At 60.0% G+C, this 20196-nt stretch carries 24 protein-coding genes and 1 pseudogene; 12 read left to right on the forward strand and 13 right to left on the reverse strand.

All coding sequences use genetic code 11. The annotated features are described in order from the left end of the window. Positions 1–7 precede the first annotated feature (7 nt). The 4 genes and pseudogenes from ACIOMO_RS19400 to ACIOMO_RS19415 form a co-directional block, all read right to left on the reverse strand. Entirely contained in the window at positions 8–769 is a 762-nt protein-coding gene (locus ACIOMO_RS19400; RefSeq protein WP_401242942.1) for a uroporphyrinogen-III synthase, read from the reverse strand. After that, a complete protein-coding gene (gene hemC, locus ACIOMO_RS19405; protein WP_401242945.1) occupies positions 766–1707 on the reverse strand; it encodes a hydroxymethylbilane synthase in 942 nt (313 codons plus the stop codon). Before hemC ends, ACIOMO_RS19400 begins: the two co-directional genes overlap by 4 nt. Before the next feature lie 138 nt (positions 1708–1845). Then, positions 1846–2592, reverse strand: a complete 747-nt coding sequence (locus tag ACIOMO_RS19410) for a LytTR family DNA-binding domain-containing protein (protein WP_007911111.1) — start codon at positions 2590–2592, stop codon at positions 1846–1848. After that, positions 2589–2792: pseudogene (locus tag ACIOMO_RS19415) on the reverse strand (sensor histidine kinase); the annotation flags it as partial. The gene ACIOMO_RS19410 and the pseudogene ACIOMO_RS19415, both read right to left, overlap by 4 nt. Positions 2793–3064: 272 nt before the next feature. On the opposite strand from ACIOMO_RS19415, the gene argH reads away from it, so the two are divergent. Further along, the gene (gene argH, locus ACIOMO_RS19420) at positions 3065–4459 is read left to right on the forward strand and encodes an argininosuccinate lyase (protein ID WP_401242947.1); all 1395 of its coding nucleotides are present in this window, start codon (positions 3065–3067) and stop codon (positions 4457–4459) included. A gap of 106 nt (positions 4460–4565) precedes the next feature. Here argH and ACIOMO_RS19425 read toward each other — a convergent pair whose 3' ends face one another. Then, positions 4566–5225: a glutathione S-transferase family protein gene (locus tag ACIOMO_RS19425; RefSeq protein ID WP_401242950.1), complete on the reverse strand. Its 660-nt coding sequence runs from the start codon at positions 5223–5225 to the stop codon at positions 4566–4568. A gap of 123 nt (positions 5226–5348) precedes the next feature. On the opposite strand from ACIOMO_RS19425, the gene ACIOMO_RS19430 reads away from it, so the two are divergent. From ACIOMO_RS19430 to ACIOMO_RS19440, 3 genes are all read left to right on the forward strand, one after another. Then, positions 5349–5639 carry a hypothetical protein gene (locus tag ACIOMO_RS19430; protein ID WP_053124965.1) on the forward strand — a complete coding sequence of 97 codons (291 nt, stop codon included), beginning with the start codon at positions 5349–5351 and terminating at the stop codon, positions 5637–5639. 196 nt (positions 5640–5835) lie between these two features. Beyond that, a complete protein-coding gene (locus ACIOMO_RS19435) occupies positions 5836–6081 on the forward strand; it encodes a TIGR02647 family protein (protein ID WP_008084565.1) in 246 nt (81 codons plus the stop codon). A gap of 181 nt (positions 6082–6262) precedes the next feature. Beyond that, a complete protein-coding gene (locus ACIOMO_RS19440) occupies positions 6263–9106 on the forward strand; it encodes a class I adenylate cyclase (protein WP_401242954.1) in 2844 nt (947 codons plus the stop codon). Positions 9107–9112: 6 nt separating this feature from the next. On the opposite strand, the gene rnk is transcribed toward ACIOMO_RS19440, so the two are convergent. The 3 genes from rnk to cyaY form a co-directional block, all read right to left on the reverse strand. Continuing rightward, positions 9113–9532 (reverse strand): nucleoside diphosphate kinase regulator, encoded by a 420-nt coding sequence (rnk, locus tag ACIOMO_RS19445; RefSeq protein ID WP_053124969.1) that lies wholly within the window; start codon positions 9530–9532, stop codon positions 9113–9115. 268 nt (positions 9533–9800) lie between these two features. Next, positions 9801–10019 carry a DUF1289 domain-containing protein gene (locus tag ACIOMO_RS19450; protein WP_082341499.1) on the reverse strand — a complete coding sequence of 73 codons (219 nt, stop codon included), beginning with the start codon at positions 10017–10019 and terminating at the stop codon, positions 9801–9803. Between the two features lie 4 nt (positions 10020–10023). Then, a complete protein-coding gene (cyaY, locus tag ACIOMO_RS19455) occupies positions 10024–10356 on the reverse strand; it encodes an iron donor protein CyaY (RefSeq protein WP_400649551.1) in 333 nt (110 codons plus the stop codon). 318 nt (positions 10357–10674) lie between these two features. Between cyaY and ACIOMO_RS19460 the strand changes: the two genes are divergently transcribed. From ACIOMO_RS19460 to ACIOMO_RS19485, 6 genes are read left to right on the forward strand one after another with little or no spacing between them, the layout of a single operon-like run. Further along, entirely contained in the window at positions 10675–10848 is a 174-nt protein-coding gene (locus ACIOMO_RS19460; RefSeq protein ID WP_082341500.1) for a lipoprotein, read from the forward strand. A gap of 9 nt (positions 10849–10857) precedes the next feature. Then, positions 10858–12105 (forward strand): diaminopimelate decarboxylase, encoded by a 1248-nt coding sequence (gene lysA, locus ACIOMO_RS19465; RefSeq protein ID WP_401242959.1) that lies wholly within the window; start codon positions 10858–10860, stop codon positions 12103–12105. Positions 12106–12108: 3 nt separating this feature from the next. Then, entirely contained in the window at positions 12109–12939 is an 831-nt protein-coding gene (gene dapF / locus ACIOMO_RS19470; protein ID WP_053124973.1) for a diaminopimelate epimerase, read from the forward strand. A 13-nt stretch (positions 12940–12952) separates the two neighbouring features. Then, complete coding sequence (locus tag ACIOMO_RS19475) at positions 12953–13678, forward strand: DUF484 family protein (protein ID WP_053124974.1); 726 nt, start codon at positions 12953–12955, stop codon at positions 13676–13678. A 2-nt stretch (positions 13679–13680) separates the two neighbouring features. Further along, positions 13681–14580, forward strand: coding sequence for a tyrosine recombinase XerC (gene xerC / locus ACIOMO_RS19480; RefSeq protein WP_053124977.1), 900 nt, complete (start codon positions 13681–13683; stop codon positions 14578–14580). Continuing rightward, positions 14577–15275 carry an HAD family hydrolase gene (locus tag ACIOMO_RS19485; protein WP_401242964.1) on the forward strand — a complete coding sequence of 233 codons (699 nt, stop codon included), beginning with the start codon at positions 14577–14579 and terminating at the stop codon, positions 15273–15275. Before xerC ends, ACIOMO_RS19485 begins: the two co-directional genes overlap by 4 nt. Before the next feature lie 143 nt (positions 15276–15418). On the opposite strand, the gene sutA is transcribed toward ACIOMO_RS19485, so the two are convergent. The 4 genes from sutA to glnK all read right to left on the reverse strand — a co-directional run bounded on the left by sutA (position 15419) and on the right by glnK (position 18204). Next, positions 15419–15745 (reverse strand): transcriptional regulator SutA, encoded by a 327-nt coding sequence (sutA, locus tag ACIOMO_RS19490; RefSeq protein ID WP_007920420.1) that lies wholly within the window; start codon positions 15743–15745, stop codon positions 15419–15421. A 102-nt stretch (positions 15746–15847) separates the two neighbouring features. Then, positions 15848–16273: a secondary thiamine-phosphate synthase enzyme YjbQ gene (locus ACIOMO_RS19495; protein WP_007920418.1), complete on the reverse strand. Its 426-nt coding sequence runs from the start codon at positions 16271–16273 to the stop codon at positions 15848–15850. Positions 16274–16489: 216 nt separating this feature from the next. After that, positions 16490–17827: an ammonium transporter gene (locus tag ACIOMO_RS19500; RefSeq protein ID WP_016985874.1), complete on the reverse strand. Its 1338-nt coding sequence runs from the start codon at positions 17825–17827 to the stop codon at positions 16490–16492. A 38-nt stretch (positions 17828–17865) separates the two neighbouring features. After that, positions 17866–18204 (reverse strand): P-II family nitrogen regulator, encoded by a 339-nt coding sequence (glnK, locus tag ACIOMO_RS19505; protein WP_002555808.1) that lies wholly within the window; start codon positions 18202–18204, stop codon positions 17866–17868. Positions 18205–18618: 414 nt separating this feature from the next. On the opposite strand from glnK, the gene ACIOMO_RS19510 reads away from it, so the two are divergent. Together ACIOMO_RS19510 and ACIOMO_RS19515 are read left to right on the forward strand one after the other, a co-directional pair. Beyond that, on the forward strand, positions 18619–18879 hold the full coding sequence (locus ACIOMO_RS19510; RefSeq protein WP_008086041.1) for an accessory factor UbiK family protein: 261 nt from the start codon (positions 18619–18621) through the stop codon (positions 18877–18879). A 363-nt stretch (positions 18880–19242) separates the two neighbouring features. Continuing rightward, a complete protein-coding gene (locus tag ACIOMO_RS19515; protein WP_401242967.1) occupies positions 19243–19764 on the forward strand; it encodes a Bro-N domain-containing protein in 522 nt (173 codons plus the stop codon). Here the strand turns inward: ACIOMO_RS19515 and ACIOMO_RS19520 are convergent. Continuing rightward, complete coding sequence (locus tag ACIOMO_RS19520; protein WP_401242970.1) at positions 19759–20028, reverse strand: HigA family addiction module antitoxin; 270 nt, start codon at positions 20026–20028, stop codon at positions 19759–19761. The two genes, ACIOMO_RS19515 and ACIOMO_RS19520, sit on opposite strands and share 6 nt — an antisense overlap. Positions 20029–20196 lie beyond the last annotated feature (168 nt).

Consider the following 20196-nt stretch of genomic DNA (forward strand, 5'->3'; position numbering starts at 1 on the left):
CTTTGCATTAGAGAACGGGCCCGGGATTTTCCCGTAACGCCGTCAGCAAAGCCGCGGCATTCGCGCCGCGGCAATCCACAACTGTTTGAGCCCCGGCGGCACGTGCCAGCTCGGCGACTCTCGGGCTTGGTACAAACAACGGCAATTGCGCAATTTCCGGCCAGGCATCGCCGGCCATTTCGCGCAGGTGCTCAAAACCCTGTCCACTGCTGACCACCAGCCCGTTCAAGCGTTCCGCTTGCAACCGCCGTGGCAGCTCTTTCGGCGCGTACGCTGGCAGGTCGCGTCGATACAATTCCAGATACTCGACACTAGCACCTAGCGCGCGCAGACGCTCGGCGAGCAGCTCGCGCCCGCCCTCGCCACGCAGGATCATCACCTGCGCGCCGGGCTGGCTGACCGCTTCACGCAGACGCGGCAATTGCAGCAAGGCTTCGCTGTCATCGCCATCGTCCGGGAAGCTCACGTCGAGGCCATGCTCGCGCAGAATCTGTGCGGTCGCCGCGCCGACGCTGAACCAAGGCATCGTTAGCAAAGATGAATTGCCAAGCAGATCCAGCGCAATGCGCGCCGCCGGTTTGCTGACCACGATCACCGCGTTACAACTCTGCAAGCGCGCCATCGCCTGACGAATATTGTCAGAGACCGGCAGCGCAACAATGTCCAGAAGCGGCAAGCAGCTACTGAAAACACCCTGCGCCGCCAACGTCTCCGCCAGCGCCGCACAGTCTTCCGCAGGGCGCGTCAGCAGCAGGCGCCAAGCGGTCACTCGTGACCTGCCTCGCCATAGACCGCCTTGAGAATCTCGGCTGCGCCCTGGCTCAGCAAGTCTTCGGCGACCCGCACGCCCAACGCTTCGGCATCGGCACGCGGTGCGCGAGCTTCAGCACTGAGCAGCAAGCCACCGCTCGGCTCGCCGACCAGACCGCGCAACCACAACTGCTCGCCTTCCAGCACGGCGTAGCAGGCGATCGGCACTTGGCAGCCGCCATTCAGATGCTTGTTGAGGGCACGTTCGGCGGTCACGCGCGACGAGGTGTCGGCATGATGCAGCGGTGCGAGCAAGGCGTGGATTTCAGTGTCAGCGCTGCGGCATTCGATGCCGACCGCGCCCTGGCCACCGGCCGGCAGGCTGTCATCGACACTGATCGCCGAGGTAATGCGTTCTTCGAAACCGAGGCGGATCAAACCGGCCGCGGCGAGGATGATCGCGTCGTACTCACCGGCATCGAGCTTGGCCAGACGCGTGTTGACGTTACCGCGCAGGAAGCGGATTTCCAGATCCGGGCGACGCGTCAGCAATTGCGCCTGACGACGCAGGCTCGAAGTGCCGACAATGGCGCCGGCAGGCAACGCATCGAGGCTGGCATAGGTGTTGGAAACGAAGGCATCGCGCGGGTCCTCGCGCTCGCAGATGCAGAACAGACCGAGGCCTTCAGGAAAGTCCATCGGCACGTCTTTCATCGAGTGGACGGCGATGTCGGCTTCGTTTTCGAGCAGCGCGGTTTCCAGTTCTTTGACGAACAGTCCCTTGCCGCCGATTTTCGACAGTGGCGAATCGAGCAGCTTGTCGCCGCGACTGACCATGGGCACCAGCGTCACCAGCAGGCCCGGATGGGCCGCTTCCAGACGGGCTTTAACGTATTCGGCCTGCCAGAGGGCCAGCGCACTTTTACGGGTGGCGATGCGGATTTCGCGAGAGGACATGGATCAATCCGTACTGAATAGATACGGCGGATAATAACAGCTCAGCCAAATCCACTTTGACTTGAATCAGCCTCGGCGCGGCCTCCCTGGCCTGCCATGCCCGGTGAAAAGAACAGTGAGCCGCCAGAAAAGTCCGGCTTACAGGCCCTGCATCATTTTGCGTACGCCGGCCACATGCCGACGACTGACGATCAGCGCATCACCATTGAGGCCTTTGAGGAACAGCTGAAAATGCCCCAGCGGCGTGCGTTGCAGTCGTTCGATGCGGTCGCGGGCGACCAGGGCGTTGCGGTGGATCCGCACAAAGCGTTCGCCGAATTCGTCTTCGAGAGCCTTGAGCGGCTCATCAAGAAGCACTTCGCCGGCCTCGTGGCGCAAGGTCACGTATTTGTGGTCGGCAATAAAATAGACCACCTGATCCAGCGGGATCAGTTCGATGCCTTTGCGGGTACGGGCGCTGATATGGCTGCGCGGGCCGGTGCCACTTTCGGCAGCGGGACGGGTCAGGGCCGAGAGTTGCGCCCGGTTGGGACGTTCCGCCCGTTTCAGGGCGTCATGCAGATGTTCAGTTCGCACGGGTTTCACCACATAGCCCACGGCGCTGGCCTGCAGGGCTTCCACGGCAAATTCATCGGGGCTGGTGCAAAACACCACGGCGGGCGGCGTTTCTCGTTCGCACAGACGGGCAGCGACTTGCAGGCCATCGAGGCCTGGCATGCGGATATCGAGCAAGACGATATCCGGCTTGTGGCTGTCGATCAGTGCCAACGCCTCCTCGCCATTCGTGGCGCTGGGCTCCAGAACTGTATAACCCTCGAGCTCGCTCACCATTCGGCTGAGGCGCTCGCGAGCCAGTGGTTCGTCATCAACGATCAGGACATTCATATTGCGCTGGATTCCTGCGTGAGTCTCGCACAAGGATAGCGTAGACAGGTGAAGTGACGTCCGTCACCGCGATCCACGCTAAGACTAGCCCGAGCGCCAAAAAGTGCCGTACGTCGGCCAGCAATATTTGCCAGAGTCCGCGTCGTACCGCTCAAAGCCCGCTGTTTCTCGCGTTTTTCGCAGGGATTGCCGAAGGACAATTACACCCACCCCCTCTTCTTATAGTCGGCGGCCAGACCTTTGCGCGATCCAAAGTCGCGCCGACCCTTATGTCCTACTGTAGACGCTCGTCGGGCCGATATTGCTCAATCGAAAAATATCCTTACGCAAATCCCCCGGGAGCAGTGCCGACTATGGCCGGTTCGATGAGAAAAAAACGTATCGACCAGTGTCAACGACAGGATTGGCAACCCTGTTATTATCCGCGCCAGCGTTTCACGCCTTTTTTCTTCAAGCCGATACGAGCGAAATCATGAGCACTGACAAGACCAATCAGTCCTGGGGCGGCCGCTTCAGTGAACCCCTCGACGCCTTCGTCGCCCGCTTCACCGCCACCGTCACTTTCGACCAGCGCCTGTATCGCCACGACATCATGGGCTCGATCGCCCACGCCACCATGCTGGCCAAGGTCGGCGTGCTGACCGATGCCGAGCGCGACAGCATCATCGACGGCCTGAACACCATTCAGGGCGAAATCGAAGCCGGCCAGTTCGACTGGCGCATCGACCTCGAAGACGTGCACATGAACATCGAAGCACGCCTGACCGATCGCATCGGTGTCACCGGTAAAAAATTGCACACCGGTCGTAGCCGTAACGACCAGGTCGCCACCGACATCCGCCTGTGGCTGCGTGACGAGATCGACCTGATCCTCGCCGAAATCACCCGCCTGCAAAAAGGCCTGCTGGAGCAAGCAGAGCGCGAAGCCGCAAGCATCATGCCGGGCTTCACTCACCTCCAGACCGCGCAGCCAGTGACCTTCGGGCACCACATGCTGGCCTGGTTCGAAATGCTCAGCCGCGATTACGAGCGTCTGGTCGACTGCCGCAAGCGCACCAACCGCATGCCGCTGGGCAGCGCTGCGCTGGCAGGCACCACCTACCCGATCGACCGCGAATACACCGCACAACTGCTCGGTTTCGACGCCGTCGGCGGCAACTCGCTGGACAACGTTTCCGATCGCGACTTCGCCATCGAATTCTGCTCGGCCGCGAGCATCGCGATGATGCACTTGTCGCGTTTCTCCGAAGAGCTGGTGCTCTGGACCAGCGCGCAGTTCCAGTTCATCGATCTGCCGGATCGTTTCTGCACCGGCAGCTCGATCATGCCGCAAAAGAAAAACCCTGACGTGCCAGAACTGGTGCGTGGCAAGACCGGCCGTGTGTTCGGCGCGCTGATGGGCCTGCTGACCTTGATGAAAGGCCAGCCGCTGGCCTACAACAAGGACAACCAGGAAGACAAAGAGCCGCTGTTCGACGCCGCCGACACCCTGCGCGACTCGCTGCGCGCCTTTGCCGACATGATCCCGGCGATCAAACCGAAGCACGCGATCATGCGTGAAGCGGCGCTGCGTGGTTTCTCCACCGCGACCGACCTGGCGGATTACCTGGTGCGCCGTGGTTTGCCGTTCCGTGATTGCCACGAGATCGTTGGTCATGCGGTGAAATACGGCGTGGACACAGGCAAGGATCTGGCCGAGATGAGCCTGGAAGAACTGCGTCAGTTCAGCGATCAGATCGAGCAGGATGTGTTTGCCGTGCTGACCCTGGAAGGCTCGGTGAATGCCCGCGACCATATCGGCGGGACTGCGCCGGCGCAGGTCAAGGCAGCTGTAATTCGCGGTCAGGCGCTGATCGCCAGCCGCTAACAGAAAAAGCCAAAAGCATCGCGAGCAGGCTCACTCCTACATTGGAATGCGTTCCCCTGTAGGAGTGAGCCTGCTCGCGATAGCTGCCTTCAACTCACTACAAACCTCACTTCTTGGCAGCGATCATCGCCAAAAACGCTGGCATCGCCGCTTCTTTGTCCGCCGCAATCTTCTGCACATGCGGATTCTGCTCCAGCCGCTCCAGCAGCGCCTTCGCCTGCGGCATCTCCGCCAGCAAATCGATCCCGAACAGTTTATGCCCGACCGCACAAGCCAACGGCACGCTGTAGAGGAAGTACAAATCGGCAATGCTCAGACTGTCGCCCGCCACGTACGGGGCGAATTTGCCGTGACGACCCAGCGCCGCAAACCCCAGCAACAATTCAGACTTGGTTTTTTCCTTGATCGCGTCCGGCAAGGTCATGCCGAAGAACGCTTCGCCATAACAGGCGCGGCCCGGCAACTCGATGTACAGCTCGATTTCCTTGGCAATCGCCAGCACTTGCGCACGTTCGAACGGATCGCTCGGCAGCAGCGGCGTGCCTTTTTGGGTCTGTTCGAGGTATTCGAGGATGATCGCGGTTTCGTTGATGAAACCGGCGTCCACGCCCAGCACCGGGACTTTGCCGCGCGGGCTGATAGCCAGTGATTCCGGGGTTGGCGTCGGGTAGAAGGTGATCTCTTCGAACGGCAGGCCTTTTTCCAGCAGCGCCAGCTTGACCATGTTGTAGTAGTTGCTGACTGAGAATCCGTAGAGCTTGAGCATCACATAGCCTCCAGGCCGTGCGGGGTGGGCAGTGCCTGTTTATAGATCGCTCAGGCCAATCCCGCCAGCAGCATCACGCCGCTGAATGCGGGTAAACTGGCGCCTTTCCTTGAGGAGCCTGCCATGAGCGAGCCGACAGACATCGACAATGACAACGACGAAGAAGAGTTCACCGAAGCGACGTTGATCGAAGCCATCGAAAACCAGATCGAAAGCGACAACCCGCCGGCCGCCAAAGCGACGTTCAACAAACTGACACTGGTCGGCGTCGAGCGCGAAGAAATCCTCAATCTGATGGCCCACGTGCTGGCCTACGAGATTGACGCGATGCTCGATGAAGACCGCGCATTTGATACTGAATGGTACGAAGCGGCCCTGCGTGCACTCCCTGAGTTGCCACCCGAAAAAGCCTAAGATCAAAAGATCGCAGCCTTCGGCAGCTCCTACACAAATCCCCTGTAGGAGCTGCCGAAGGCTGCGATCTTTTTTATGGGGACTACACTGGAATCCGCCTCACGACAAAATCCCTGATCTGAGCACTGGACATGCCGCATAAGCGGGTTCACCTTAGGGGCGCTGTCGTCTAATTCCTAGAAAGTCTGGAGTCCTTATGTCGCTTACCCCTGAGTTGGTTGCCGAACTGGAAGTCCTCGCACTCTTTCCCCTGGACAGTTCCCAGGAAGGTTTGAAAATTCATCAGACCGCTGCCCCGAAACATATTTCTGCCGCTAAACGCCTCTTTGAAAAAGACCTGACGGATCAGCCCGATGGCGGTTATCTGACCAGCCTCGGTCGCGATGCTGCGCAAAATGTGCAAACCGTGCTGACCATTCTGAGAGAGCAAGAAACCGCCTGATTCCACCCGACTTCGCCCACGGAAACTCCTGCCACGGGATTTCCGCGGGCCTGTGCGGGCGAAACGATAGAAATCTGACGTCAAAAACAAATTCAGCTTAAAAGTCCCGCTGCCCTAAGGCTAAACTGCCCGACATTCCGAGACCCTCTACGTCCGAGCCTGCGAGCCGGTTTGAGCTGACATGACGCGCACCCACGAAATCCGCCCCGACCTGGACGAGGGAATTGACCGCAAGGTTCTCAGCCAGCTGCGCGCGCGCTTTCTCAAACTCAATGAAGGCCGCCTCGGCCGTGCCCTCGAAGGGTTGTCGCCACGCCAACAGAGCGTGCTGACGCTGTTGCCGCTGTTCTTCCACGTCAATCATCCGCTGCTGCCGGGTTACGTCTCGGGCAGTGCGCCGGCCGGCCTGTCGAATTACGAGCCGGACGCCAATGTGCTCGCTGAAGCCCAACGCCTGACACGCTCGTTTTCTTATAAGCCGCGCCACGGCAGCAACCCGCCGCGACCAATTCACGGCCTGTTCCTGATGGGCAGCCTCGGCACACTGGCGCAGGCCGATCAAAGCGACATGGACGTGTGGGTCTGCCACGCACCGGATCTGAGCGAAAGCGAACTCAGTGAGCTGAGCAAGAAATGCCAGTTGCTCGAAGCCTGGGCCGCGAGCCAGGGCGCCGAGGCGCATTTCTTCCTGATCGACCCGGTGCGCTTCGTCAAAGGTGAACGCGACAACCAGCTCAGCTCGGAAAACTGCGGCACCACCCAGCACTATTTGCTGCTGGACGAGTTTTATCGTACGGCGATCTGGCTGGCCGGGCGCACGCCGATCTGGTGGCTGGTGCCGGTTTACGAAGAAACCGCCTACGACGTTTACACTCACACCCTGCTGTCGAAGCGCTTTATTCGCGCTGACGAAACCCTCGACCTCGGCCATCTGGCGACGATTCCGCCGGGGGAATTCATTGGTGCCGGGCTGTGGCAGTTGTTCAAAGGCATCGAGTCGCCGTACAAATCGGTGCTCAAACTGCTGCTGACCGAGGTCTACGCCAGCGAGCATCCGCAGGTGCAGTGCCTGAGCCTGCGCTTCAAAAAAGCCGTGTTCGCCAATCAACTGGATCTGGATGAACTGGATCCGTACATGGTCGTGTACCGGCGCATCGAGGAATACCTCAAGGCGCGCAACGAGCCGGAGCGTCTGGAACTGGTGCGGCGCGCGCTGTACTTGAAGGTCAATCGCAAGCTCACCGGCAACAGCCGCACGCAGAGCTGGCAGCGCTCGCTGCTCGAACGTCTGGCCAGCGAATGGCATTGGGATCAGCGGCAGTTGGCGCTGCTCGATAGCCGCAGCCAGTGGAAAGTCCGCCAGGTCAGCGCCGAGCGCCGTGCGCTGGTCAGCGAGCTGAATTACAGCTATCGCTTCCTGACCCAGTTCGCCCGCACCGAGCAAACCGTCAGCCTGATCAACAAGCGCGACCTCAATGTGCTCGGCCGACGGTTGTACGCGGCGTTTGAACGCAAGGCCGACAAGGTCGAGTTCATCAACCCCGGCATCGCCCCGGATCTGGCCGAAGACACCCTGACGCTGGTGCAATCGCGCAACAAAAAGGAACCCGGGCAAACCCAGTGGGGCCTGTACAACGGCAGCCTCACCGCGCAGGAATGGGAGCATTTCGCACCGATCAAACGCAGCCGCGAGTTGCTTGAACTGCTGACCTGGAGCCATCGCAACGGCGTGATCGACAGCAGCACGCGCCTGGCGCTGCACCCCGGCACCAGTGACATGAGCGAGTTCGAACTGTTCAACCTGCTCGGCAGCCTGCAACAGTGCATCGCCCTGCCCTTGCCCACGGTCGACGAAATCCCGTTGCTGCGCGCCGCAGTGCCCAGTGAAGTGCTGATGCTGGTCAACGTCGGCATCGACCCGCTCAAGCATCACCGCGACCTCAATATCCTGATGACCACCGAACGCACCGACTCGCTGAGCTACGCCGGCGTGCGCGAAAATCTGGTGCTGACCCTGGATCAGGTCACGCTCAACAGCTGGAACGAAGTGCTGGTCAACCGTTTCGACGGCCCACACGCCTTGCTCGACTGCCTGCGCGACTACCTCAACAACCTGCCGCGCGGGCCGCAGCAGCCGAAATTAAAGGTGCGCTGCTTTTGTCATAACCGCGCACAGTTCATTGCCCGCCGCGTCGAAGAGATTGTCGACACCGCGCAGAACCTGTTGCTCAGCGAGCTGAATCACCGCTACCTGATTCAGGTGCAGCAGCACTATCACGTTTTGGAATTGGTGCCGGGCCAGGTCAACCATGTCGCCCTCGCCACGCTGCCGGCGTTGCTCGATTACCTCGGCGAAGAACAGCCGCGTTATAGCCCGCTGCATCTGGATCCGATGGCGCTGGAGGAGCACGACCTCGCCTTGATCCTGCCGATGGGCCAGCCGGAATGCATTCAGGTGTTCTACCGGATCACTGAGCAACAGGCCGAGTTGTACGTGCTGGATGAATTCAATGCGCTGTGGCTGCAGCGTTTGCCGTATCACGATGAGCAAAGTCTGCTGGTGCCATTGCAGCGGTTTCTGCAATCGATCCTGTTCCGCCGCGAAGCCGTGCTGCCGATGGACGCAGGCCCAGACGCTGCCCTAGAAACTTTGTATTACCAGTTATTGCCTTCGGGCCCCGCGCGCGCGCGCCGGGTCGAAGCACGGCCCGCGCCGCAAACGCCAGTCAACAAACCGTTCTACGACGTGCAGGCGATCGTCGGCAAAGCCGCACCGGGTGAAGTGCAGGTCACTTTGTATTGCAATCAACGGGAATTCAGCGAGCTGGAACATGGCGACCAGCTGTTCAGCGTGGTCGCCCGGGAGATCGTCGAGCAGCGCCGCGAGACCGAGCGCTACCGCTGCTACATCACCGACCTCGACCTTTCGGGCCTGCTCGGTGACGGGCAGAGTTCAAGCAATTTGTATCTGCGCTACAAGGCTGACCTGGAGCGCGCCCTGAACGAGGCGCTCGAACAGGTCTGAGGCAGATTACTCGGGGAACGCGCCACCGTTGGCCGGTTGCGATTCGACTTCGAGCAAGGTCAGTTTGAGAGTCTTGCCACCCGGTGCCGGCCAATCGATGTGCTGACCGACTTTCAGGCCCAGCAGCGCACTGCCGACCGGCGCCAGAATGGAGATCTTGCCTTCGTCGGCGTTGGCATCCTTGGGATAGACCAGCGTCAGGTGGTAATCCTTGCCACTGCCTTCTTCGCGGCAATGCACGCGGGAATTCATGGTCACGACATCGGCGGGCACTTCATCGTGGCCGACCACGGTGTCGGCGCGATCCAGTTCGGTTTGCAGCGCAATCACGCCCGGCGCAGCCTGATCTTTCTCGTTCAGGTTGTCGATCAAGCGCTCCAGACGTTGCACGTCCAGACGGGTAAGGGTGATGGAAGGTGCGGTCATGATCCGGGCAGACTCCTTTCTTCTGCACATAAAAAGCAAAACCCCGCCAAAAAAGACGGGGTTTTCACCGTGCCTCGGTGGTTTGAGGCGTCTGCGGACACTATCACAGCTCAAAAAATATACAAGCCACCCTGCCCCAGCCCCCACTTATCCATCCGGGAACCTTTGTGGCGAGGGGATTTATCCCCGATGGGTCGCGCAGCGGCCCCAGGCTTTTGAGACTGCTGCGCAGTCTGTCGGGGATAAATCCCCTCACCACAGGATCGAGTCAGGCTTGAGTGCGGCGCTCGGTGGCTTGGGCGCAGATGACCCGCCGGCGCTGATCATCTGCCGAGCGCCATTCGCGAATGTCTTCAACATGCCGAAAGCAGCCCAGACAAACCTTCTGCTCGTCCAGCCGACAAACCCCGCTGCACGGCGAAGGCACGGCCGCGCTGACATTGCTGTAAAGCGGTTTCGGCGGACGAACAGGAGCGGTATCAGTCACGGAATCACAGACCTTCGAAATCGAAATCGGCGCCGGCCTGCTGCTTGACGATGCGCTCGAGCATTTCGCCCAGTTGCTCTTCGCTCTTGTCGCACATCCAGCGCTCGCTTTCTTCGTCGTAGTCGAAGTGGAAACCACCGGACACGGCCGCCAGCCATAGCTGACGCAGCGGCTCCTGACGGCTGAAGATCAGCTGCGAGCCGTTTTCGAACTTGACGGTCAAGACACCAGCCGAGCTCTCCAGGTCGATATCCAGGTCGCTTTCATCAAAGATGTCTTCCAGTTTTTCCTGGGTTTCATCGACCAGATCGTGGAAACGGGCTTCGGACAAACTCATTGCGGCAACCTCAAAAAATGTTCTGATCAGGCTCAAGCGCCGAAAGATACGGACGCTTCCGGCCGATTGCAAAGATTAACGACCAAGCACCCTCACCACCCTTTGTAGGAGCAAAGCTTGCTCGCGAACGCGGTCAATCATTCAACAATGATGCTGACTGATACAACGCTTTCGCGAGCAAGCTCTGCTCCTACAGGGGATTGCGGCGATCCGGGCTGCTTTGGGCAAGCCCCGCCGGACGGGAAGGCCATCACATAGGCAAGCTGCCGGGTGGCCGGTATACTCCGGCGCAATTAACGCATTTTCAAGGATTTCGCCATGAAGCGCCTGATCTCTTCCCTTGCTGCGCTCGTCGCGGTTGCCTGCCTTGTTTCGGCCTGCGGTCAAAAAGGCCCGCTGTACCTGCCCGATGACACTCAGGATCCGGCCGAGCAAGCCAAATCGTCGCAAAAACAACCGGCTTCCAAAGCACACAAGCACGACGTTTATTAAGGGATCGCCATGGACGCTTTTAACTACCGTGGCGGGGAGCTGTTTGCGGAAGGTGTGGCGCTGTCCGCCATCGCCGACCGCTTCGGCACCCCTACCTACGTTTACTCGCGCGCGCACATCGAAGCGCAGTATCTGGCTTACGCTGATGCGCTGGCCGGCATGCCGCACCTGGTCTGCTTTGCGGTCAAAGCCAACTCCAACCTCGGCGTTCTGAATGTCCTGGCCCGTCTCGGCGCCGGTTTCGACATCGTTTCCCGGGGCGAGCTGGAACGCGTCCTCGCCGCTGGCGGCAGCGCTGACAAGATCGTGTTCTCCGGCGTCGGCAAGACCCGTGATGACATGCGTCGCGCCCTCGAAGTCGGCGTGCACTGCTTCAACGTCGAATCCACCGACGAGCTCGAGCGCCTGCAAGTCGTGGCTGCCGAGTTGGGCGTTCGCGCACCGGTTTCGTTGCGTGTGAACCCGGACGTCGATGCCGGCACCCACCCGTACATTTCCACCGGTCTCAAAGAGAACAAGTTTGGCATCGCCATTGCCGACGCCGAAGACGTGTATGTGCGCGCCGCGCATCTGCCGAACCTTGAAGTGGTCGGTGTCGACTGCCACATCGGTTCGCAACTGACCACGCTGCCACCGTTCCTCGATGCGCTCGACCGTCTGCTGGATCTGGTCGATCGTCTCGGCGATTGCGGCATTCACCTGCGCCACATCGATCTCGGTGGTGGTTTGGGCGTGCGTTATCGCGATGAAGAGCCGCCATTGGCTGCTGACTACATCAAAGCCGTACGCGAGCGCCTTAACGGTCGTGATCTGGCGCTGGTGTTCGAGCCGGGCCGTTTCATCGTTGCCAACGCCGGCGTGCTGCTGACCCAGGTCGAGTACCTCAAGCACACTGAGCACAAAGACTTCGCTATCGTCGATGCGGCGATGAACGACCTGATCCGCCCGGCGCTGTATCAGGCGTGGATGGACGTTACCGCGGTCAAACCGCGTGACAGCGCTGCGCGCAAATACGACATCGTCGGCCCGATCTGCGAAACCGGCGACTTCCTCGCCAAGGATCGCGAATTGGCTCTGGCCGAAGGCGATCTGCTGGCCGTGCATTCGGCCGGTGCCTACGGTTTTGTGATGAGCTCCAACTACAACACCCGTGGCCGCGCCGCTGAAGTGTTGGTAGACGGTGATCAGGCTTTTGAAGTGCGTCGCCGCGAGACCGTGGCCGAGCTGTTTGCCGGCGAAAGCCTGCTGCCGGAGTAACCCATGCTGCTGCGTTTTACTAAAATGCACGGCTTGGGCAATGACTTCATGGTTCTCGACCTGGTCAGCCAGCACGCGCATATTCAGCCAAAGCACGCCAAGCAATGGGGCGACCGCCACACTGGCATTGGTTTCGACCAATTGTTGATCGTCGAGGCGCCGAGCAATCCGGACGTGGATTTCCGTTATCGGATCTTCAACTCCGACGGCTCGGAAGTTGAGCAGTGCGGCAACGGTGCGCGCTGCTTTGCGCGCTTCGTGCTCGACAAGCGTCTGACCGCCAAACGGCAGATTCGCGTCGAGACCAAGGGCGGCATCATCGAACTGGACGTGCGTAACGACGGCCAGATCGGCGTGAACATGGGCGCCCCGCGTCTGGTGCCGGCGGACATTCCGTTCGACGCACCGGCGCAAGCCATCAGCTATCAACTGGAAGTCGATGGCACCACGGTCGAACTGGCCGCTGTGTCGATGGGCAACCCTCACGCGGTACTGCGCGTGCAGGACATCAACAACGCGCCAGTGCATGAACTGGGGCCGAAAATCGAACATCACCCGCGCTTCCCCGCGCGCGTGAACGTCGGTTTTCTCCAGGTCATCGACCGCAACCGCGCGCAACTGCGTGTGTGGGAACGTGGCGCCGGGGAAACCCAGGCCTGCGGTACCGGCGCATGTGCGGCGGCGGTCGCGGCCATCAGTCAGGGGTGGATGGATTCGCCGCTGTTGATCGACTTGCCCGGCGGGCGTCTGTCCATTGAATGGGCAGGCCCTGGCCAACCGGTGCTGATGACCGGTCCGGCAGTGCGTGTATACGAAGGACAAGTGCGTCTTTGAGTGAGCAAAAACCATGACCGATAAGCCTCAGGTACCCGCCCGACAGTCCGACGAATCAGCGTCCGAGAGCCTGGAGGCGGCAGCGGTTGCTGCGTACCTTGAGGCGCATCCGGACTTCTTCGTCGAGCACGAAGAACTGCTGCCCGCCCTGCGCATTCCGCACCAGCGCGGCGACACCGTTTCGCTGGTCGAACGGCAGATGACCATCCTCCGTGATCGCAACATCGAGATGCGCCACCGCCTCTCGCAGTTGATGGACGTCGCCCGCGACAACGATCGCCTGTTCGACAAAACCCGTCGCCTGATTCTTTCTCTGATGGACGCCAGCAGCCTGGAAGACGTGGTGATCAGCGTCGAAGACAGCCTGCGCCAGGATTTCCAAGTGCCATTTGTCAGCCTGATTTTGCTCGGCGACAACCCGGCACCGGTTGGCCGCTGGGTCACCCACGCCGACGCGCAAGTCGCCATCGGCGGCTTGCTCACCGAAGGCAAAAGCGTCAGCGGCAGCCTGCGCGAACATGAGCTGGATTTCCTCTTCGGCGAAGAACAGCGCAAGCAGATCGGCTCCACCGCTGTGGTCGCGGTCAGCCATCAAGGCATCCACGGCATTCTGGCAATTGCCAGCCGTGATCCGCAGCACTACAAGAGTTCGGTCGGAACGCTGTTCCTCAGCTACATCGCCGAAGTCATGGGCCGCGTGCTGCCACGGGTCAACAGCTCCCTGCGCTCGGTACGCTGAGCATGGAACGACAACTGGACGCTTACTGCGAACACCTGCGCAGTGAGCGACAGGTGTCGCCGCACACGCTCTCGGCCTACCGCCGCGACCTCGATAAAGTCCTCGGCTGGTGCATCAAGCAGAACATCGGCAGTTGGGCCGCGCTCGATATTCAGCGCCTGCGCAGCCTGATCGCCCGCCTGCATGCGCAAGGCCAGTCCTCGCGCAGCCTCGCCCGGTTGCTCTCGGCGGTGCGCGGCCTCTATCACTATCTGAATCGCGAAGGCCTTTGCGACCATGATCCGGCGACCGGTCTGGCGCCACCGAAAGGCGAGCGCCGCTTGCCGAAAACCCTCGACACTGACCGTGCTCTGCAACTGCTGGAAGGTGCGGTCGAGGACGATTTTCTCGCGCGTCGGGATCAGGCGATTCTGGAATTGTTCTACTCCTCCGGTCTGCGCCTCTCCGAGCTGACCGGGCTTAATCTTGATCAACTTGATCTGGCCGATGGCATGGTGCAAGTCCTCGGCAAGGGCAGCAAAACCCGTCTGCTGCCGGTAGGAAAAAAGGCCCGCGAAGCCATCGAACAATGGCTGCCATTGCGCGCAATGACCAACCCGGCGGACGACGCCGTGTTCGTCAGCCAGCAAGGCCGACGCCTCGGCCCGCGAGCGATTCAGGTGCGGGTCAAATTGGCCGGCGAACGCGAGCTCGGGCAGAACCTGCACCCGCACATGCTGCGGCATTCCTTCGCCAGCCATTTGCTCGAATCCTCGCAGGATCTGCGCGCGGTGCAGGAATTGCTCGGCCACTCCGACATCAAGACCACGCAGATCTACACCCACCTGGACTTCCAGCACCTGGCGGCGGTCTACGACAGCGCCCATCCACGGGCCAAACGCATGAAAGGCGACGATTCATGAGCATCCAGTTGATCACCTTCGACCTCGACGACACGCTGTGGGACACCGCGCCAGTGATCGTCAACGCCGAAGCGGTATTGCGCGAATGGCTGAGCGAACATGCGCCGAATCTGGGCGCGGTGCCGGTCGAGCATTTGTGGGCGATTCGTGAGCGTGTGCTGGCCAAAGAGCCGGGGCTGAAACATCGGATCAGCGCGTTACGTCGGCGGGTGTTGTTTCATGCGATGGAAGACGCCGGCTACGCCCATGGCGAAGCCACCGACCTGGCAGACAAGGGCTTTGAAGTGTTTCTGCATGCGCGGCATCAGATTGAAGTGTTCCCTGAAGTCGAGCCGGTGCTGGAGATCCTCGCCAATCATTACGCCCTTGGCGTGGTCACCAACGGCAACGCCGATGTGCGTCGATTGGGCCTGGCGGATTACTTCAAGTTTGCGCTTTGTGCGGAAGATATCGGCATCGCCAAACCGGACGCGCGGCTTTTTCATGAGGCTCTGCAACGCGGTGGCGCCACCGCCGAAACCGCCGTGCACATCGGCGATCATCCGGGTGATGACATTGCCGGCGCACAACAGGCGGGGTTACGGGCAATCTGGTTTAACCCGGCGGGCAAAGCCTGGGAAGCCGAGCGCCTGCCGGATGCCGAAATCCGTAGCCTCAGCGATTTGCCAGCCGTGCTTGCACGCTGGAACCGCTGAAAAGATCGCAGCCTTCGGCAGCTCCTACAGGGGAACGCATTCCAATGTAGGAGCTGCCGAAGGCTGCGATCTTTTGATCTTTTCATCACCCATGAAAAAGCCCGCAGCGACGGCGGGCTTTTTCAGCAAGCAAGCGGCACGCCTCAGATAGGGCGGCTGCCGTACTTGTTGTCCGGCTTCTTCGGAGGATCGGCGACCACATTGGCCTCCACTTCCTGCACTTTTCCGCCGCGCGACAGGAACTCTTCCATGGCCTTGGCCAGGGCGTCGCGCTCCTTGTTCTTGGCTTCAATGCTCGGCAACTCATCTACCGACACCGCAGCCTTGGCTTTGCCTTTGGCAGCCGGGGCCGGCGTATCGTCACCGCCATCGTCGTCAGCAACGTCTTCCGCTGCTGCTTCCAGGCCTTCCTCGGCCTCGTCTTCGTCGCCTACTTCGAGGTCGTCGTTTTCCAGATCATCGTCGCTCATGTTCTACCTCATGACTTGCGAAAAGCAGATTAGTTATAGACCAGCTTTGGCAACTGTCGAAAGTCGCCGTTAAAAAATCAGTAACCATTGGTGACCAACGGTTTATGCCCCTTCACCGTGCAAGGTGGCGAGGACTTTACGGGCACCGCCATGATCACGGTGCTCGCCCAGATAAACACCTTGCCAGGTACCCAGTGCCAGTCGCCCTGCCGACACCGGCAGACTGATCTGACAACCAAGCACGCTGGCCTTGAAGTGCGCCGGGAGGTCGTCCAGGCCTTCGTCGTTATGCTCATAGCCGTCTGTTCCTTGTGGGATCAGACGATTGAAAAATCGTTCGAAGTCGCGACGTACCGCCGGATCGGCGTTCTCGTTGATGGTCAACGACGCCGAGGTATGCTGCAGCCACAAATGCAACAGACCGACCCGGCACTCCCTGAGTTCAGGCAGGCCAGCGAGTAACTCGTCCGTTACCAGATGAAAGCCCCGGGGCCGTGCCCGCAGGGTAATCAGAGTCTGTTGCCACATACAGTTCTCCGCACGTTCGGGGCGCATTCTAGCGCGCTCTGGGAAAAAACAAAGGCCCTAATACGCGTGCAATGACGTAAGCGTTTGGCCGGTGAAAAACCGTCGTCGTAAACACGACTAAAGGCGTACGAAAAATCCTTTCAGCCTGTCGCTTAATGACAAATCCCGGACAAAAAAATGCCCGGCGAACCGGGCAATTTTTTTCAGTGCGCGTACTTACAGGTTGTAGCCGCGTTCGTTGTGTTGTGCCAGATCGAGGCCGACCGATTCTTCTTCCTCGGTCACACGCAGACCCATGACGGCGTCCAGTACCTTGAGGATGATGAAGGTGACGATCGCGGTGTAGATCACCGTGAAGCCGACGCCTTTTACCTGAATCCAGACTTGCGCGCCGATATCGGTGACGGTGCCGAAGCCACCCAGAGCCGGCGCAGCGAAGACACCGGTAAGGATCGCGCCGAGAATACCGCCGATACCGTGTACGCCGAACGCGTCCAGGGAATCGTCATAACCGAGTTTGCGTTTCAGGGTGGTGGCGCAGAAGAAGCACACCACGCCTGCGGCCAGACCGATTACCAGTGCGCCCATCGGGCCCACGGTGCCGGCAGCCGGAGTGATCGCGACCAGACCGGCAACCACACCCGAAGCAATGCCCAGTGCGCTTGGCTTGCCGTGGGTGACCCATTCGGCAAACATCCAGCCCAGCGCCGCCGCAGCGGTAGCGATTTGGGTGACCAGCATCGCCATGCCGGCAGTGCCGTTGGCCGCCGCAGCGGAACCGGCGTTGAAGCCGAACCAGCCGACCCACAGCATCGCCGCGCCCATCAGGGTGTAACCGAGGTTGTGCGGAGCCATCGGGGTGGTCGGGAAGCCTTTACGCTTGCCCAACACCAGGCAGCAGATCAGACCGGCCACACCAGCGTTGATGTGCACCACGGTGCCGCCCGCGAAGTCGAGCACGCCCCAGTCCCACATCAGGCCGCCGTTGCCGGACCAGACCATGTGTGCGATCGGCGCGTAAACCAGGGTGAACCAGATGCCCATGAAGATCAGCATCGCGGAGAACTTCATCCGCTCGGCGAATGCACCGACGATCAGCGCCGGGGTGATGATCGCGAAAGTCATCTGGAAGGTGATGAACACCGCTTCAGGGAACAACGCCGCAGGACCGGTCAGGCTCGAAGGCGTGACACCGGCGAGGAACGCCTTGCCCATGCCGCCGAAGAACGAGTTGAAGTTGACGACGCCCTGCTCCATGCCGGTGGTGTCGAACGCAATGCTGTAGCCATAAATGACCCACAGGATGCTGATCAGACCGGTAATGGCGAAGCACTGCATCATCACGGAAAGAATGTTTTTCGAGCGAACCATGCCGCCGTAGAACAGCGCCAGGCCCGGGATGGTCATGAACAGCACGAGGGCCGTCGAGGTGAGCATCCAGGCAGTGTCGCCGGAATTGAGGACTGGGGCCGCCACTTCGTCTGCCGCCATTGCAAGGCTTGGCATTACGATGGACAACAGGGCTCCTAGCCCTGCGAATTTACGCAGAGTCATATTGTTTTCTCCTGGGGCGTTGGGGTTTGTGGCGGCGGTTAAATCGCGTCGGTATCGGTTTCGCCGGTACGGATGCGAATCGCCTGTTCCAGATTGACCACGAAGATCTTGCCGTCACCGATCTTGCCGGTGTTGGCCGCCTTGGTTATCGCCTCGATAACCCGATCCAGATCCTTGTCGTCGATGGCCACGTCGATTTTCACCTTGGGCAGAAAATCGACCACATATTCCGCGCCGCGATACAGCTCGGTGTGACCCTTCTGCCGGCCGAAGCCTTTGACTTCAGTAACGGTAATGCCCTGCACGCCGATTTCGGACAGCGACTCGCGCACGTCGTCCAACTTGAACGGCTTGATGATGGCAGTGACTAGCTTCATGAAAACTCTCTCCCGAATTGGTGGACTTGCCCCAGGAAAACAAACCCGACTCAAGTCTAAGCGCAGTGCCTGGCTTTGTAACGCATCGTCGGCCGTACCTGCCCGACTGACGCCAGCTAACCGCTGCCGACGAAACTCCCCGCTCCGTCTGCCGCACTGCATTCGTCACAGCGACTGCATCAGTGCATGGGTCGAAGGTGACTAAGCAGAAACCTTGCCATCTCGCCAAAAACCTCTGATTTCAATCCCTTGGCCGCTGCCGCAAGCCATCCCGCACAAAACGCTCTGCGGATACGCACAACAACGGTGCGTCACCGTCCGTCCGCCTGCGCGAAAAGCGTGCATCCCTGACCACGGGATTGACTATAGACACTGCGTGATACACTGCCGGCCATTGTTTCCAGGACATCCACCATGCTCGCGCCCAAAGACTTCCTCGACGCCCTGAGCGGCACCGCCTCCCGCCTGTTCAACGGCGACACCCCGCTGCCGAAAGCCGAAATCGAAAGCCAGTTCAAGATGCTGCTGCAGAGTGCGTTCAGCAAACTGGATCTGGTGAGCCGTGAAGAATTTGATAGTCAGATGGTCGTGTTAGCGCGTACTCGCGCCCGCCTCGAAAGCCTCGAAGCCAAAGTCGCCGAGATGGAAGCCAAGCTGACACCGCCCGCTGAATAACCCACGCCCCCTGTAGGAGCTGCCGAAGGCTGCGTCTTTTGATCTCCAGCCCTTCAACCATCCCGGCAACGTCCTACAACCTGAATGACCGCCGTCCGATTGCGCCGAAAAGCCCAGGTTTCTAAGCTCACCCGATGCTGAATGTTCAGCAGCGGGTTTGGCGACCTGGATCGAATTTGACGCAATGCAACTAAACTCACAGAGAGGTTTTTTCTCTCAACGAGTTATGGCGGCTTTGCGTGGGAGACCTCAGGGTCTGCCGGTTTCGAATTCACCGGTTCGCCAACCCGCGCATAGCTGCCACCCTTTTCGTTTGGCGACGAACAGAAGCAGTTTTCTTCACTTGAATTCGAGAACTGAACCATGGACGAAAACTACCTGACACCTAACATCTTCACCCGCCACAAACTCCCCCTCCACGCCCTCCTCATCCAGAACCAACCCTGGTTCTGCGCACGAGACCTGAGTCGCCTGCTGCACATCTACCTCAACGAACGCATGCTGCGAAAACTCGACCCCGACCAATACCAAACCCGAAAAACCTTGATCCACAACCAGATCGAAAACGCCCTGCTGATCAGCGAGTCCGGTATCTACGCCCTCCTCGTCTACCACTACTGCCCCGAATACCGAGCGCTGCGCGAATGGATCACCCACCTGGTCATCCCCACCCTGCGCGACGCCCAACACCCCAGCACAAGCGAACGCCCACACCTCAGCTTGCTCAGTTGGCCGGACATGTCTTTGAGTTTGTTGCACTGGAATAACCAGCCGTGGATACGGTTACAAGATGTGCCGCAGATGATGGTGGAACGGGAACAGACCAAGCGCCCAATGACGGGGCCATGGTGGAAAAGAGCTTCGCGGATGCTGCAATCGCTATAAACCCGCATGCCGGAGCTGGGCCCTGCGCAAATCGTAAGTCGATTGCAGATTCATCCAGAACTCAGGCGTAGTGTTGAGATAAGTGGCAAGGCTGATTGCCAGATCGGCGCAGATCCTGAGCTGGCATTTCACAAGCTTTTCGATCTCACTTTCGGGCCAGTTCGAGGGCATGGCCAGATCCATGACGGTCATGCCCAACGGCTCCATGAATTCCTTATTCAGAACCTCGCCCGGATGAATCGGGCGCATACCATTGCGATCCATTTTTCGCCTCCAGAGGCTGCATTGAACGGCCAAACTGGAGCATCCGACTCCCGGATTCAAGACCTTCACCCCCCTTTCGCCGGCGTCCTACAACTATTAGGGCATGGCCCTACAAACATTAGCGTCTGCGCCCAGTTACGCAGCTCTTACGCATGTCATTACATTGGC

It is taken from the genome of Pseudomonas sp. NPDC087804, from assembly GCF_044742965.1.
Classification (GTDB): Bacteria; Pseudomonadota; Gammaproteobacteria; order Pseudomonadales; family Pseudomonadaceae; genus Aquipseudomonas; species Aquipseudomonas rustica.

Bases quoted from the DNA above. Each gene is read 5' to 3' on its own strand.
- ACIOMO_RS19435 (WP_008084565.1), top strand. From the start codon at position 5,836: ATGTCGCTTACCCCTGAGTTGGTTGCCGAACTGGAAGTCCTCGCACTC.
- ACIOMO_RS19440 (WP_401242954.1), top strand. From the start codon at position 6,263: ATGACGCGCACCCACGAAATCCGCCCCGACCTGGACGAGGGAATTGAC.
- hemC (WP_401242945.1), bottom strand. From the start codon at position 1,707: ATGTCCTCTCGCGAAATCCGCATCGCCACCCGTAAAAGTGCGCTGGCC.
- argH (WP_401242947.1), top strand. From the start codon at position 3,065: ATGAGCACTGACAAGACCAATCAGTCCTGGGGCGGCCGCTTCAGTGAA.
- ACIOMO_RS19460 (WP_082341500.1), top strand. From the start codon at position 10,675: ATGAAGCGCCTGATCTCTTCCCTTGCTGCGCTCGTCGCGGTTGCCTGC.
- ACIOMO_RS19495 (WP_007920418.1), bottom strand. From the start codon at position 16,273: ATGTGGCAACAGACTCTGATTACCCTGCGGGCACGGCCCCGGGGCTTT.
- ACIOMO_RS19430 (WP_053124965.1), top strand. From the start codon at position 5,349: ATGAGCGAGCCGACAGACATCGACAATGACAACGACGAAGAAGAGTTC.
- rnk (WP_053124969.1), bottom strand. From the start codon at position 9,532: ATGACCGCACCTTCCATCACCCTTACCCGTCTGGACGTGCAACGTCTG.
- ACIOMO_RS19425 (WP_401242950.1), bottom strand. From the start codon at position 5,225: ATGCTCAAGCTCTACGGATTCTCAGTCAGCAACTACTACAACATGGTC.
- lysA (WP_401242959.1), top strand. From the start codon at position 10,858: ATGGACGCTTTTAACTACCGTGGCGGGGAGCTGTTTGCGGAAGGTGTG.
- ACIOMO_RS19500 (WP_016985874.1), bottom strand. From the start codon at position 17,827: ATGACTCTGCGTAAATTCGCAGGGCTAGGAGCCCTGTTGTCCATCGTA.
- xerC (WP_053124977.1), top strand. From the start codon at position 13,681: ATGGAACGACAACTGGACGCTTACTGCGAACACCTGCGCAGTGAGCGA.
- ACIOMO_RS19485 (WP_401242964.1), top strand. From the start codon at position 14,577: ATGAGCATCCAGTTGATCACCTTCGACCTCGACGACACGCTGTGGGAC.
- ACIOMO_RS19520 (WP_401242970.1), bottom strand. From the start codon at position 20,028: ATGGATCGCAATGGTATGCGCCCGATTCATCCGGGCGAGGTTCTGAAT.
- sutA (WP_007920420.1), bottom strand. From the start codon at position 15,745: ATGAGCGACGATGATCTGGAAAACGACGACCTCGAAGTAGGCGACGAA.
- glnK (WP_002555808.1), bottom strand. From the start codon at position 18,204: ATGAAGCTAGTCACTGCCATCATCAAGCCGTTCAAGTTGGACGACGTG.
- cyaY (WP_400649551.1), bottom strand. From the start codon at position 10,356: ATGAGTTTGTCCGAAGCCCGTTTCCACGATCTGGTCGATGAAACCCAG.
- ACIOMO_RS19510 (WP_008086041.1), top strand. From the start codon at position 18,619: ATGCTCGCGCCCAAAGACTTCCTCGACGCCCTGAGCGGCACCGCCTCC.
- ACIOMO_RS19475 (WP_053124974.1), top strand. From the start codon at position 12,953: ATGACCGATAAGCCTCAGGTACCCGCCCGACAGTCCGACGAATCAGCG.
- ACIOMO_RS19515 (WP_401242967.1), top strand. From the start codon at position 19,243: ATGGACGAAAACTACCTGACACCTAACATCTTCACCCGCCACAAACTC.
- ACIOMO_RS19410 (WP_007911111.1), bottom strand. From the start codon at position 2,592: ATGAATGTCCTGATCGTTGATGACGAACCACTGGCTCGCGAGCGCCTC.
- dapF (WP_053124973.1), top strand. From the start codon at position 12,109: ATGCTGCTGCGTTTTACTAAAATGCACGGCTTGGGCAATGACTTCATG.